This window comes from Acinetobacter sp. Ag2 (assembly GCF_001005515.1).
Lineage (GTDB): Bacteria > Pseudomonadota > Gammaproteobacteria > Pseudomonadales > Moraxellaceae > Acinetobacter > Acinetobacter bereziniae.
Genome location: NZ_LBNA01000056.1, coordinates 1 through 15475, shown reverse-complemented (window position 1 = coordinate 15475; position 15475 = coordinate 1). Strand labels below are relative to the sequence as shown.

At 38.2% G+C, this 15475-nt stretch carries 11 protein-coding genes; 3 read left to right on the top strand and 8 right to left on the bottom strand.

The genetic code is table 11. The features are described from left to right. Positions 1 to 39 precede the first annotated feature (39 nt). Entirely contained in the window at positions 40 to 1386 is a 1347-nt protein-coding gene (locus AAV97_RS15985) for a dicarboxylate/amino acid:cation symporter (protein WP_010591372.1), read from the top strand. A 358-nt stretch (positions 1387 to 1744) separates the two neighbouring features. Here AAV97_RS15985 and pstB read toward each other — a convergent pair whose 3' ends face one another. From pstB to AAV97_RS15965, 4 genes are all read right to left on the bottom strand, one after another. Continuing rightward, positions 1745 to 2656 (bottom strand): phosphate ABC transporter ATP-binding protein PstB, encoded by a 912-nt coding sequence (gene pstB / locus AAV97_RS15980; RefSeq protein WP_004824538.1) that lies wholly within the window; start codon positions 2654 to 2656, stop codon positions 1745 to 1747. 15 nt (positions 2657 to 2671) lie between these two features. Further along, complete coding sequence (gene pstA / locus AAV97_RS15975) at positions 2672 to 4066, bottom strand: phosphate ABC transporter permease PstA (protein ID WP_005032298.1); 1395 nt, start codon at positions 4064 to 4066, stop codon at positions 2672 to 2674. Then, a complete protein-coding gene (gene pstC, locus AAV97_RS15970; protein ID WP_004824542.1) occupies positions 4063 to 5442 on the bottom strand; it encodes a phosphate ABC transporter permease subunit PstC in 1380 nt (459 codons plus the stop codon). The genes pstA and pstC overlap by 4 nt, the downstream gene beginning before the upstream one ends. Before the next feature lie 103 nt (positions 5443 to 5545). Then, complete coding sequence (locus AAV97_RS15965) at positions 5546 to 6553, bottom strand: substrate-binding domain-containing protein (RefSeq protein ID WP_004824544.1); 1008 nt, start codon at positions 6551 to 6553, stop codon at positions 5546 to 5548. A gap of 856 nt (positions 6554 to 7409) precedes the next feature. Here AAV97_RS15965 and AAV97_RS15955 point away from each other — a divergent pair. Next, positions 7410 to 8462, top strand: coding sequence for a Rieske 2Fe-2S domain-containing protein (locus AAV97_RS15955; protein ID WP_046761076.1), 1053 nt, complete (start codon positions 7410 to 7412; stop codon positions 8460 to 8462). Between the two features lie 205 nt (positions 8463 to 8667). Beyond that, complete coding sequence (locus AAV97_RS15950; protein WP_004824548.1) at positions 8668 to 9333, top strand: O-methyltransferase; 666 nt, start codon at positions 8668 to 8670, stop codon at positions 9331 to 9333. A gap of 414 nt (positions 9334 to 9747) precedes the next feature. On the opposite strand, the gene AAV97_RS15945 is transcribed toward AAV97_RS15950, so the two are convergent. From AAV97_RS15945 to AAV97_RS15930, 4 genes are all read right to left on the bottom strand, one after another. Next, complete coding sequence (locus AAV97_RS15945; protein ID WP_004824550.1) at positions 9748 to 10590, bottom strand: universal stress protein; 843 nt, start codon at positions 10588 to 10590, stop codon at positions 9748 to 9750. Positions 10591 to 10719: 129 nt separating this feature from the next. Continuing rightward, positions 10720 to 11337, bottom strand: a complete 618-nt coding sequence (locus tag AAV97_RS15940) for an acyltransferase (RefSeq protein WP_004824551.1) — start codon at positions 11335 to 11337, stop codon at positions 10720 to 10722. Then, positions 11330 to 11926 carry an IMPACT family protein gene (locus AAV97_RS15935; protein ID WP_046761075.1) on the bottom strand — a complete coding sequence of 199 codons (597 nt, stop codon included), beginning with the start codon at positions 11924 to 11926 and terminating at the stop codon, positions 11330 to 11332. The genes AAV97_RS15940 and AAV97_RS15935 overlap by 8 nt, the downstream gene beginning before the upstream one ends. Before the next feature lie 111 nt (positions 11927 to 12037). Continuing rightward, on the bottom strand, positions 12038 to 15475 hold a 3438-nt coding region (locus AAV97_RS15930; protein ID WP_052945872.1), incomplete at its 5' end, for a BapA/Bap/LapF family large adhesin.

Genomic DNA, 15475 nt, shown 5'->3' with positions numbered 1-15475 from the left:
AATGTTGAATTTTATCAACATCAAGGATAAGGAATGAGTATGGATATCTCTTCACACGATGAACACCTACCACCTAAAAAGCAAAAGTTTTATCAAATCCTGTATGTTCAAGTCATTTTTGCAATCGTACTTGGTATCCTTTTAGGGCACTTTTGGCCAGATATTGGTGCGAGTTTAAAACCTTTAGGTGATGCCTTCATCAAATTGGTTAAAATGATTATTGCGCCGGTAATTTTTCTGACAGTGGTCACAGGAATTTCAGGCATGAAACATATGGGAACAGTAGGTCGTGTTACTGGTAAAGCGATGCTTTACTTCATAACATTTTCTACACTGGCATTAATTGTCGGTATGATTGTTGCCAATATTATTCAACCTGGGCATGGTTTAAATATTGATCCAACAACATTAAAATCAGACAAAGTGGCTGAATACGCTGAGAAAGCACACGATGCTTCTATCGTTGATTTCTTAATGAATATCCTTCCTACCACCATCCTTAGCCCGCTAACCAGTGGTGACATTCTGCAAGTCCTTTTTGTTGCTGTACTATTTGGTTTGTCTCTTGCTGCGGTGGGTGAAAAAGGTCAGCCTATTGTTGATTTCTTAAATAACTTAACAGCACCAGTATTTCACTTGGTGGGAATGCTGATGAAATTTGCTCCGATTGGTGCATTCGGTGCTATGGCATTTACAATTGGTAAATATGGTATTGAAAGTATTGGTAATCTTTTACTTTTAATCATGACTTTCTACATTACTGCATTGTTGTTTATTCTGGTTATTTTAGGTGCTGTTGCACGCTATAATGGATTTAGAATTACAGACCTGATTCGTTATATCAAAGATGAATTGTGGCTGGTGCTTGGAACGAGTTCTTCTGAAGCAGCACTTCCATCGTTAATGCGTAAAATGGAAAAAGCTGGTTGTGAAAAATCTGTGGTGGGACTCGTAGTTCCAACAGGTTACTCATTCAATCTGGATGGTACCAATATCTATATGACGATGGCTGCCCTATTTATCGCACAGGCATGTAATATTGATTTGAGCATTCAAGATCAAGTTCTTTTGTTACTTGTAGCAATGCTCAGCTCTAAAGGTGCTGCTGGTGTAACTGGCGCAGGTTTTATTACTTTGGCTGCAACACTTTCTGTCGTTCCTGCTGTGCCTGTTGCGGGTATGGCTTTAATCCTTGGTATTGACCGCTTTATGTCAGAGTGTCGCGCACTAACCAATTTAGTCGGTAATGCTTGCGCAACAATCGTTGTAGCGCGTTGGGACAATGCTTTAGACAAAGATAAATTGGCTGCTGCATTCGCTCATCCACCAAAGTCACATTATGATGAAAAAGCAGTAGAACAACATCGTGAAGACCCAATGGACTAGTTAAAAATTGAGTATAAAAAGAGCCATCAGGCTCTTTTTTTATTGATCTAAATCTAATGACCACACAATTGATTCGATTAAACTGCACCGATACAGATGCTTAAATCATACATCTCCCCCCAATATACTCATCTGATTTTGAAATCAGTCGGTGTACTAAATAAAAATATTCCTTTTTCATTCAATGATGATCATTCATGCCAATTAGATTGATTTATTTCCTTACTCAAACAGTCAGGATTGATCTATTTCACAGCATTATTTAATAGGTATTGATTATTCATCTGCGGATCAAAACAATATTTTTTAAATATAAAAAAGAGCCTTTCGGCTCTTTCATTTTAATACTTCGCTGAACTTAACCAAAACGACCTGTAATATAAGCTTCAGTCAATTGATGATCTGGTTGTGTAAATACTTTCTCTGTGGAATTCACTTCAATCAAATCACCCAAGTGGAAGTATGCAGTTCGATCAGAAACACGCGCTGCCTGTTGCATTGAGTGGGTCACGATTGCAATGGTGTATTGAGTAGAGAGTTCAGAAATCAGCTCTTCAACTTTTGCAGTTGCAATTGGGTCCAAAGCTGAGCACGGCTCGTCCATTAAAATCACTTCAGGACTTACAGCTATGGTACGTGCGATACACAAACGTTGTTGTTGACCACCAGAAAGACCCGTACCCGGTTGGCTTAGTCGATCTTTAACCTCATCCCACAGACCTGCTTTACGCAAACTGTTTTCAACAATTTCCTCTAAATCGTACTTATCTTTTGCCAAACCGTGTAGTTTTGGACCATAAGCAACATTATCAAAAATTGATTTCGGAAATGGATTTGGCTTTTGGAAAACCATACCGACTTGAGCACGTAACAGCACCACATCAAGATTTGGGTCATAGATATCTTGGTTATCTAAACGTACTTTACCCGTCACACGACAGCTATCAATCGTATCATTCATACGATTCAAAGTACGTAAAAATGTTGATTTACCACAACCTGATGGACCAATAAATGCAATCACTTCATTTTCATAAACTTGAAGATCAATACCTTTAATCGCTTCTGATTCACCATAGTAAACATGTACATCTTCAGCACTAAGTTTGACTGTCGTATTTTTTTCTTTCTTCGGTGTTGAAGATTCAAACTGAGAGACAAAAGATGTATTTGCTTGCTTTTGTTGATGCTCAGTGGATGTAAATTGAGATTGTTCAGAATTCACGGTTGTATCCTGTTTTAAGGAATTTTTAGTTTCTACAGTATTCATCTATTCTGCCCTCTTTTACCAACGAACTTCAAATTTCTTACGTAACCAAATTGCAAAGCTGTTTAAACCCACCATTAGTGCCAATAACACAATGATTGCAGCAGCTGTACGACCTTCAAAGAAGTTACGCAATTCATTACCTTGCCATAAGTAAACTTGAACAGGTAAAGCTGTAGATTGATCGAGTGGAGATACTGGAATATTCGCAACGAATGCACTCATACCAATTAACAGCAACGGTGCTGTTTCACCCAGTGCATGAGCAATACCAATAATCGCACCTGTCATAATTCCCGGTAATGCCAAAGGAAGTACATGATGAAATACGGTTTGCAAACGCGAAGCGCCTATACCGAGTGCCGCTTGGCGAATTGATGGGGGTACTGCTTTAAGTGAAGCACGTGTAGTAATAATGACCGTTGGTAAAGTCATTAAACTGAGCACCAAACCACCAACCAGCGGTGCTGATATAGGCAGATGCATCCAACCAATAAAGATCGCTGCACCCAGCAGACCAAATACAATCGATGGAACTGCTGCAAGGTTATTGATGTTGACTTCAATAATGTCTGTAATAAAGTTCTTTGGTGCAAATTCCTCTAGGTAAATCGCACTTGCAACACCCAATGGAATAGAAATCACAATCACAATCAACATCATGAATAATGACCCCATAAATGCACCTGCTAGACCAGCCGTTGCAGGCGAACTACGTGAATCTGGGTTGGTAAACATTTGCGTGTTGAACGTACGACTGATAATGCCTTTCGCAGCCAAATCATCTGAAAGCTTACGTACTTCAGGGCTTAACTGTTGCTGATCATCTGGTAATGAACGATCGATATGCCCTGCTAACCAAACATCAATGTTTGCGTCTGCAAGGAAATTTAATTCAACTTTTTTACCCACTAAAGATGGATCTTTAAACACCATATCACGAATACGATATGCTTCAGAGCTGGTATAAAGGCTAGAAAGGTCGTCACGACGACTTTCAAGTGATGGATCTTTAGAAATAATGCCGTTTACAATCAACGCATCCCAATCCACCATACCCATTTTAGTTTGCCAGTCTACATAGCGCTCTTGAAACACAGCTGGAGACTCGCCGACTTTTTGTGTTGGTTTTGGACCAGCATCAATCACAGTTGGATCAAAATAGACAGGTACGGTCATACTTGCTTGCCAAAATGCAGGAAGCCCCTTGTATAAGATACTTCCAAACAAAATCGCGACAAATGCCAGTCCCATAATCACGGCAGAAAAGCCAACAAAACGGAATGTCTTTTCTTTACGATGACGTTTTGATAATGAACTTGCGATTTTAGCTTTACGCTTTTCACGTAGTTCTGCGGCAACTTGAGGATCAAATACATTTTGATCCACTGGAGATGTATTTGATGTACTCATTCGTATTGCTCACGGTATTTACGCACAATGTAAAGTGCGACAATGTTTAGACACAATGTAATAGTGAATAGCGTCAGACCCAATGCAAAGGCAACCAATGCCTGTGGGCTTGCAAAGTCAGTATCGCCAGTTAACTGTTTTACAATCGTTACGGTTACCGTAGAAACAGCTTCAAGTGGATTGATATGTAGTAAAGGACTGTTTCCGGCCGCAAGTACAACAATCATGGTTTCACCAATAGCACGTGATACAGCAAGCAAGAATGCGCCAGTAATCCCCGGCAAAGCCGCAGGAAGTACCACTTGGCGTATTGTTTCAGACTTGGTCGCTCCCAAACCCAAAGAACCATCACGTAATGATCTAGGGACTTGAGTGATAATGTCATCTGAAAGTGAAGATACAAATGGGATAATCATGATTCCCATTGCAAAACCAGCAGTAAGTGCGCTGGTTGCATTCACTTCAATACCAATTGAATCACCAATTGATTTAAAGATTGGACCAATCACCATCATGGCAAATACACCATAAACGATGGTTGGGATACCTGCCAAAACCTCAATCGTTGGTTTAGCCCATGAACGGAATCTAGGTGATGCATACTCAGCGAGATAAATTGCAATCATTAAGCCCAATGGAACAGCAACCAATAAAGCAATACCACTGACCATGAGTGTTCCCCATAGTAATGGCAGTAAACCATAACTACCTTCAGCATTTCCTGAAGTGCTAAAACCTGGATTCCACTCTGTACCAAAGAAGAAGTCAATTGGACTGACAAAATGGAAAAAGTGCATCGCTTCGCTGAACATCGACATCACGATGCCTACTGTAGTAAGAATTGCAACGCCAGAACATAAAATCAAAACTACGTTAATGGTTTTTTCAACTTCATTACGTGCACGGAATTGTTGGCTAATTCTTTTTCTTGCCCACACTAATCCCAAGATTGCTGCACAGACCACAACAGCAAATTTGGCAAAAGAACTGATTCTTTCAAACTTTGCTAATTGTTCTGCAGCGGCAACTTCATAGGCTGCAGGCGTATCTGTTACGCCAAAACCAGAAGCAATTGCCTTGATGCGATCTACAAGTACATCTACTCCAGCCGTATCAAGAGATGCAGCAACATTTGCTGGAACATTCTTTAGAATTAAATGTTGCAAAACACTCGGTTCTACCAAATTCCAAACAATTAAAATTAAAAAAGCTGGGATTCCACACCACAACGCCACCAAAGAACCATAATAGCCTGGACGTGAATGTAAAACTGCAGTGTTATTTCCCTTACCTGCTAGGCTTCGGCTTTTTCGTAGCCCAATTTGATATGCGATAGCAATTAAAGCTAATAACACGCCAATGAGTAGCAGATTCATGTATTCTCCACCGTTTTTTCAATCTTAATTATTTGAAAAAACTCTGCTTAGCAATGAAAGCCGATGGTAGTCTCCCACCATCAGCTCCATGATTACGGTTTTATTATTTACCAGCTTTGAAACCAGCAAGTACTTTTGCACGCTCAGAGTCAGACAATGAGATCAAGCCAGCTTTGTCTAATTTAGAACCTTTACCAGATACTTTTTTGTTTAAGAAGTATTCAGTATATTCTTTTAAGCCTTTGATAGATTGTAAGTGTTCACCTTTAACATAGAAATATAAAGGACGCGATACTGGGTAAGTACCATTAAGAACAGTTTGTTCTGAAGGGACTACATTGTTTACTGTCGCAACACGTAATTTATCTTTGTTTTGGTCATAGAAACCTAAACCAAATACACCTACCGCACTTGGAGATGTTTTTAAACGTGCTAAAGTTTCAGTATAGTCACCCGCGATTTCGATCACTTTACCGTCTTTACGGAAAGCAGAACATGCTTTTTTCTGAGCATCTTTATCTAACTTTTTGAAGTAATCGTAGCTTTCACAACCTGCTTCAACCATTTTCTCTTGGAATACTTCACGAGTACCGTGGTTAGATGCTGGAACCACTAAAGTAATGGGTTCGTTTGGAAGAGATTTATCAATTTGGTTCCAACGTGTATACGGGTTTGGTACCAATTTACCATTTGATGGTAATTCAGCTGCTAAAGCTGCAAATACGTGTTGTGGACGTAACTTATAAGCTGCTTTGCTTGCATTTGATGCAAAAACGATACCATCATAACCAATTTTAATTTCTTGGATTTTATTTACACCTGCTTTTTTACAAGCTGCAATTTCAGTATCTTTGATTTTACGAGAAGCATTCGCGATATCGATTGTATTATCGCCAACACCAGAACAGAACTGTTTAAGACCAGCAGAACTGCCGCCTGAACCCACTACAGGTGCTTTAAATTGAGGGAAAGTATTACCAAATTCTTCAGCAACAATACTTGCATAAGGAAGTACAGTAGAAGAACCAGCGATTTGGATGGTATCACGAGCGTTTGCTGCCACTGCTGCCCCTGAAACTGCTAATGCAAGTGCGATATGGTTAATGCGCATTCTTTTCTCTCTTAAATAAACTGCAATTTGAAGTACGCCACTTCTTTTTGTGTTGTACTTTTCGGATAACTGCATTTTGATTTTAAAATATGACAAATAAGTTACAGCTTTATGACGCTTTTATGATAATTGATGATTTGCATTTGATTTTATTAAAAATCTTTAAAATTCAATATGTAATAAACTGTATTTTATTTTTATAAATTTAGAATAATACCCTTCAAATTGTAATATTTCATGTGAATGTCACAAAACTTCTATTATACCCTTATTGATACCGCGACATTTCATGTCGCAGTGAGCTTAATTTTTAATGTTATAAGGTTTAAAATTAATAAAAAAAAGAGCAACTAAAATGACTTCATTAAACCGAAAAGAATGGCATGAGACTTTTCTGAAAATGGTCGCTTCGGCAAGTATGATCACCTTCATTATCTATATGAGCTGTTTGATTATCTACATATTATTGTCACAAATTAGTCAATATTTTATCGTTCAAAACATAGTGAGTAGCTTTAGTTTTATCAGCTTGTTTATCTTAACCATGCAAACATTACGCTCAATGTACCATGTCTATTATTTACCTTTAATGAATAGTTGTGCGCATACTTATCAAAAATTAATTTTCTTTTGTAGTAGCTTTTCTATTGCTCTCATTGTATTAAGTTCTTTTTTCTTCAATTTTACCCAAATGTTAAAAACCTATTACAACTAGCATATTTTTGAACAACTGATTGTTTTTAACTTGATCTACAGTACTGTTCTAATTTTTGCAAATATTGATCGCGATAATTGAAATTTCTAAGAACACTGGATTCTTTTATATTCAAATCAATTCTAAACAGAAGATTTGTATATGAATAGTCGCACAGAATACTTGTTTCATTCCGAATTTCCTGTCCATATGACTTTTTCGCAACAGGATTGGTTGTTATTGGCACAGTATTGGTATCCAATTGCTTTAGCACGTGATATATCAGAACAACCTCAAGCTACCATGTTATTGGATATGCCTTTGGTCATCTACAAATTTAATCATGAGATTATTGTTGCAAAGGATGCCTGCCCACATCGAGGCGTACCGTTAAGTCTTGGTACACATGATGGTCAAGGGGTTGTTTGTCGTTATCATGGTTTACGCTTTGGTGAGAAAGGTAAATGCAATCGAATTCCTGCCCACCCAAACCATAAAATATCTGATCGTTTTCACTTGAGAACTTATCCAACCATTGAACGATATGGATTAATCTGGTGCTGTTTATTGGCAGATGAACAAGATAGCCCAAATATTCCCGATATGCCTTATTGGGATCAAACCGAATATCAACAATTGGTTTGTCCTTGGGTTGATTTAAAGTGTTTTGCGGGTAGACAATTGGAAGGATTTATTGACGTCGCTCATTTTGCTTGGGTTCATGCTGATACATTTGGAGATCCAGAACATCCTGAGGTAGCTGACTATACAACTCAAGAAACCCATTATGGCTTCAGTGCAGATTATCTTAGTCATGTTGGACGTTATCCAATTGGCTTAGATCAATTCGGACAAGAAGGGTTCCAATGGTTACGTCATTTTGAGGTTCATTTACCATTTACAGCAACGCTCACAATACATTTTCCCAATGATTACAAACAAGTCATCATGAATGCTGCCTCACCAATGACGGCACGAAGCACACGATTATTTGCCCCAATTTGTCGTAACTACGATAAAGATTTACCCATTGAAGAAGCCTATGAATACAACCTTAAGATTTTTGAAGAAGACCGCTTGATTGTTGAAACGCAGAAACCAGAATATTTACCTTTAGACCTGTCCATGGAAGCACACTTTCCTGCTGATCGCAGCTCAAGCATGTATAGAAAGCTGCTTAGAAAAGCTGGATTTAGTCAAATACTCGCTGCCTAGCTCAATTAAATATTAACTTTAAGAAAGAGGTCTTTCTGACTTCTTTTAACTTTATATAAGTAGATTTCACCTTCTTTCATATTTAGAACTGAATAGAAGCGCTATTGAGAATGCTTAAATTTAATCCAAAAGCTTTTATTAAAATTGCACTCTTCTTTTAAACGATTAAAATGCATCTAACACAGATCCAATGAGGTGGTAGAACATGCAACAAATGTGGTCAGACATCGATGCTTATATCGAATCACATTTAATTCCTGAAGATCCGATCCTCACACAAACATTAAAAAATACTGCGGATAAAGGCTTTCCAGACCATCTCGCTGTTGCTGCAAATCAAGGCATGCTGTTGCAAATGCTGATTCAAATGAACAAATGTAAACGTGTTTTAGAGTTAGGGACTTTTGCAGCATATAGCACCATGTGGTTAGCACGTGCTCTACCTGAAGATGGTTATATTTTAACAATTGAAGGACGTGATACGCATGCAGCTTTAGGTCAAGAAAATATTGACCTCGCAAAACTTAAACAAACTGTTGAATTAAAGTGTGGGCGTGCTGCTGATATTTTAAAAGCTTTGCCTGAAGATACTGCGCCTTTTGACTTTATTTTTGTCGATGCAGATAAACAAAGTTATCCTGAATATTTAGAATTAAGCTTAAAGCGATCACATTCAGGTACAGTGATTGTTTTGGATAATGTGATCCGCGCAGGTGATATTCTTGATCCAAATAACATTAAACCAAGCATTGAAGGCATTCGGGATATGTATAAAGCGATGCAGAATCACCCCCAAATTTTATCATGCACAGCTTTACAAACAGTAGGCAGTAAAGGGCATGATGGATTTGCAATTGCGATCGTCAAATAAATATTCAAATACCCTGCTGAAATACAGATGTAATGACAAAAGACCGCCAATTCAAAAATGGCGGTTTTTTATTGCCTACTTTTCTACTAAAATTTAGATCATGATTTTTTTTCTTAAAGTTATCCCCTGAACTTGTTTGTAGAATTGTGGATAACTTATGTATTACCAAATAACTCAATGAAAAATAATATATTTTAATGATAGATTAATTTTCAACCAGTTAAATTCATTACAGTTTCAAAAGCACTTGCTTTTAGAAATGCAAGATTTATTCAAAATTTTTTAATAGAAAAAAGCCATAAATTCTCTGATTTATGGCTTTTTTCTATGTTGATAATCACAGGAACTTGGATAGAGAAAAATGTAATCAATATTCAAAAAAAGCTAATTTGATGATCACATTTTTCAGTCTCATTATTTAGTCACCAACAACGGAACAGCCGAATTCCTAAAAATTGTCGTTGTCACGCTGCCCAAGAAAAACTGATGTATTTTACTGTGGCTAAATGCGCCTAATACAATTAATTGGATTTGATGTTGATTTTGATAATCCAAAATATTTTCAGCAACATCCCCGTAACGATATTCAACAACAACGTCTAAGCCTGCATCTTTTAACCGTTGTGCGGGTTCATTGAGGATTTCAGGATGATCTCCCACATAAAGTAAATGGCATTGTAAAAGTTTTAATAAGTCACTTTTTTCTACACGTTTCAGCATTTTTTGGCATGCTTCAGAAAGTTCATAAGCAAAAATAAAACGTGTTGGTGGTTTGAAAGTTTGACCTACTGTCAATACTGTACTTTTAGCACCACGAATGAAATTCTCTACATTACTTCCCAGTGTTTTATTTTTTTCAGCTGAACGCTCGCCAACTCGACCAATGACTGCAATATCATCCTCAGTCAACTCATTAAAGCTTTGCTCAAGAAAATCACCTTTCGCCTGAATTCGCCCAGGGGTAATACCATACTTTTCCTGAATCATTTCAGAAATATGTTCAAGAAGATTATTACTATAATCGAGTGCTAATTCACTTTGTTTTTGCTCAAGTTCTGCAAGCTCTTTGAGTAACATTGCATTACTTTCAAAACCGATTACCCCACTAATTTCCCCTAAATGATAACTTGCAGGGTAATAGTCTAATACTTGCAATAAAACCAGTTGTCGACCAGTTTTCTGAGCAATCCAAGCTGCTGCTTCTGCCAATGCATTAATACAAGGAGAAGAGTCAATACAAGCAACTACTCTATTCATTTTTAACCTCACTTTGGCGATATCGCCTTGGGTCTATTTGATTTTAAATTAGCATAAGTTTCTATAAAATTGGACAGCTTTATGTAATTAATTCCATAATTTAATTATGTATTTGTACAAATTGTGCGGTTATTCACGGTAACGAATCAATTGCGCTGGATTGCCTGCGACGATTTCTCGTTCAGCAATATTTTTAGTTACCATACTATTCATACCCACTACAGCATGTGAGGCAATTTTAATTCCATCCTTGATGCCGACATGTGCACCCAACCAAACATCTTGACCAATTTCAATGCCCTTAGAACTTACTGCTTGTTGATAAATTGGTTGGTCCAACGCCATACCGTGATCAAATGCGTAGAGATGACAATAGGCTGCGATTCGTACTTGGTCATGTAATTTAATCCCTGCACGACCTCCATCTAAAATACAGTGATGATTAATCGCAACCTCACTGCCAATTTCTAAAGGACCATGTAAGGTACAATCAGCTGCAATAAAGGTATTGTCTCCAATACTAATTTTTCGTCCTGGCTCAGCAAAGATATGTGCAAGCGGAGATATAAAGCAATTTTCTCCGATTTCGACAGTTTCCATTTCCATTAAATATGTTTGATATTCTTGTTGCCACTGTTCAGCCCAAATTCGATTTTTCGGCTTAAGTGAATAATATAGCCAAGGCATATAATTTAAACGGTGTTTATGCTGTTCTCGATATTTTAATAATGGATCTTGTTCAGTCATTGCTTTCATCCATTAATTTAAGTTGTTCACGTCCACGTGTAACATCTTGAATTTTTAAACGTACTGGATCGAGTTGATGTATTTGCAACAATGCTTCGACCTCGACACCCTCAGCAGTATATTGTTCATTGTATTCAATATGTTGTGTGTTTAATTCATATTGAAATATTGCCCACTCATTGAATTGACATTGAAAATATATTTTTTTCTTTTCAATCAGTTCTATTTTTTCTGCCGAGAGCAAACATTGCCCTGCACAGCCACCATAAGCACGAACCAAGCCACCTGTACCTAACTTGATACCACCGTACCATCGATTGACCAATACAATTGAATTGGTTAAATCATTTCCTTCAATGGTTGCAAGAATCGGGCGACCTGCTGTACCTGAAGGTTCACCATCATCATTAAAACGTACATTATGTCCTATTTTCCATGCCCAGCACTGATGAGTGGTTGTAGGATCTAAATGCTTTTCTAAAAACATTTTAACCTGTTGTTCATTTTCAACTGGCGCTGCAATGGCTTGAAATCGACTTTTTTTGATCTCTTCTTCAAAAAACGTTTCGGATGCAAGTGTAAAAACCATAATGAAAATAAAACATTCAAACTCAATATGTTCTAATTATAACGTGGATTTTAAAAACATTGGGCAATAAAAAACCCTAAGCGAACTTAGGGTTTAAGCACAACTGGATGATTAGAGAACAAGTTGATGATTTTGAAGCAGGAGTTTCAAGATATCATCCTCTGTCTTGCCGTTAAATGCAGCACCTGATTGCGCCAAATTATCCAATTGAAGCAAATCAGTTTTTCCAGTGTAGGTAGTTCCTGCACCATCACGATCTAGGGTGAGTGTGACATTATTGCCATCAACTCTTACACCAAGATAGTTTTTCAAATAATTTGCAGATGCTGTTAAATCAGTGGTGATATTTGCACTGTTAAAACCAATGAGCAAATCAGAGATATCAATGACATCTGCATTCGTATCAGTATTCACATTTCCAGCATGGAAATCTGTCCAATGATCCGTACCATTTCCACCACTTGCACTTGCACTTTCAAGTACATGATAAACAAGTACATCGGAGCCACCATTACCAGTGAAACTATCATTCAGCTCACCACTAATGAGCGTATTACGTAGAGCATCACCAGTCGTAACTGCATCAATCGTCACAGTAAGTGAAGCAATATGATCTTGACCGAAAACTGTCAGCTTATAATCAAATACCTCTTGACGACCAATTTCACCAGCCTTCGGTGTATAAACATAGCTTCCATCACTTTTCACGAATAGACTGCCATATTCACCTTGTATGGTAATACCGTTGTACCCAACTTCGGTAAACTGACCATTCCCCGTATCTATGCTAAATTTAGCATAAGCATGATTATAGGTATCGTCAGTTAACATATTACCAGTGATAGGAGCAGCAGTTACTGGACCAATTTCATTATAGTGAGTAATGTCTTGCGCTAAGCTCACTGATGCCGTAAAACCTAGACCAATATTAGCTGAAGCAGATGCTTCGATTGTATATGTTCCTGGACCTAAATTAGGAATATCTACAGTAATAGAACTTCCAAGTGCGTTGAGAATAGGCTTCCCTGTTACAGTGCCAACAACCGTACCATTCTGATCTTTTACAGTGAGAACAACCGTTGGCAATATCGAAACTGAAAGTGCTGGAATATTAACTTTTACTACTACATGTGAAGAGTCTGTATTTGCGACGTTAAATGTTGTTGGGACATAAGTACCGCCTCCACCACCTAATGTACCTGCAACTGCAAATGAACCTTGATTGGCTGCATTAACTGTTTGAACTGTATTTGTGACAGTACCAATTACCGCATGATCTGAATTATCAAGCACTACTGGAGCAGGAAGTGTGACATCATTTTGCGGATTTGTATTATCCCAAACTACACCAGAGTTATCACCATCGATACGAATATTCAAATTCGCTGTTGCTTCACTACCATTGAAGTCTCTAATCGTATAGGTGAATGTATCTACCTTACCAATATCCGCAGGATCACCATTACTTACATATTTATAATGTCCGTTTGGTGAAATATAAAGTGTTCCGTAAGCACCAACCACGACCGTGTTTGCACCAGATAATGTAACTGCAGGATCACCAACCTCATTGGCCACTTTAGTGACAAATGTTGTCGTATTTACTTCATCCGCACCGTCAGCGCTTGAAATAACATTTCCTTCTATGCTGCCTGAACCCAAATACTTGTTGGTTTGTGCTTGCATAGTCAACTCAACACCACCGAACAATTGTGCTGATAAGGTTGAATCCAAAAGATTTAATAGCTGTTGCAATAAACCTGCATCTGATGGTTTTTCTTGCAAAGCAATGGTATAAACACCTGGAGGTAAGTTATCTACATTAATCTGACCAGAATAATTAAATACAATACCCAACAAGCCTGGAGGAGTTAATTTCACTGCATCCTCTACAATGAAATACTCTTTTTGTGCTACACCATTCTCATCCAAATATTGGCGCTCAAGTACAGCATTGAAATATTTATCTGCTGTTCCTAATAAAGTACCAACAATCCCTCCAATTGCAGCGCTTACTACACTGCCACTTACATTGACATTAATACTGGAAGTGCTGTTCTCTTCAACTTCAAAATTAAACGGAACTGTGTTGCCTAAAGAAATATTTAGTCCGAGTAAATTTACGCCTAATAATTGAGAAGCTCGTCCTTCTACTCCTACATCATCACCCGCAGTTTCTTGATAATTTTTAACAGTAGCAAGATCATCATTTGCAACAACTTGATCAACATAATCTGGTGGTGTTAATTCACCTGGATCTGCTGGTGTTCCTGCAATATTTATAATGATTTGAGCCGTATCAGATGTTGCTCCATTAGACAGCTTATAATCAAATATTTCAGTTTTTCCAACAGCCGATTCTCCTGCTGTCACAGTATAAGTAAAGGCTCCTGTTAGTGTGTTAATTTCAAGACTTCCATACTCTCCTTGAATTGTAACACTACCTTGTGCAACAGGTGCACCATCTATTTCAGTGATTGAACCACCACCAATTACATCTTGACCATTTCCATTATCAGCAAAAACATTACCTGTCACTGCATAGTTCGCAAAAACCTCTTCAGTTCCAGTTACGCTAATATTTGTTTTTTCGTAAATCGTTAATAAGTTTGACAATAGAGGAGCAACAGCCGCGTCAACAATGTAATCAACTACGCTAATTGGCAATACATTTAATAGTTGGTTAACGACACTTGAAAGCGGTAAACCGAGTGTATTTACAGGAATTAAAATTGTATTGACTAAAGCGAGAACTGGAGCACCTAATGGACCAAGTACTGCATTAATTGCTGCCTCGATAGCTGCCGCATTTGAAGCACCCAGAATTTCTCCTTCGCCACCAAGGTCAGTAATAGCAACGTCTTTGAGTAAAGTTGTTAGAGCACTATCATCAGCCTGAACTGCAACCGTATAATTACCCTCAGGTAAATTAGTGAAATCAAGCTTAATTGAGTCGTTACTATTCACGACACCAATGATTCCAATACCACCCACAGTGACAATACCACCTTGACTCGTACCACGTGCAACTTCCACTGGTCCATTGCTAGTTTGCTGATAAATAACAATCTGAACAGCCTCACCGACCGAAATCAGGTCTTGTTGTGACACTGTGACAGAAATATTACCTGTCGCTCCCTTACCTGCACTTCCTGGTGTTTGTGGAATTGAGAAATTTAAACCAGTAGCATTATTCCCCAAGATATCAACAACTGCGATATCTGAACCTGCAACTTCAGTACGGTTTACTCGGACTTCCTGACCTAGATTTAATGCAAATTCATCATTTACAGCATTAAGTGGCGGAAGAACAATCGAACCATTGCTTACTGAAGGTGGTGGTAGTGTTGCTGCATCATTGCCCGCAATGTCTTGAATCGCATTCGGATCATTAGCTGCTGTTGGATCGGTATAGCCCACTGTCACCGCTTGACCTGCTGTCACTGGCGCACCCCAGGTTAACACCACACTACTGCCCACCACTAATACATTCGTGATCGCAACCACTGGACCATCCGCAGTCACTGCGAAGTCGCCTGCAACTGGTGG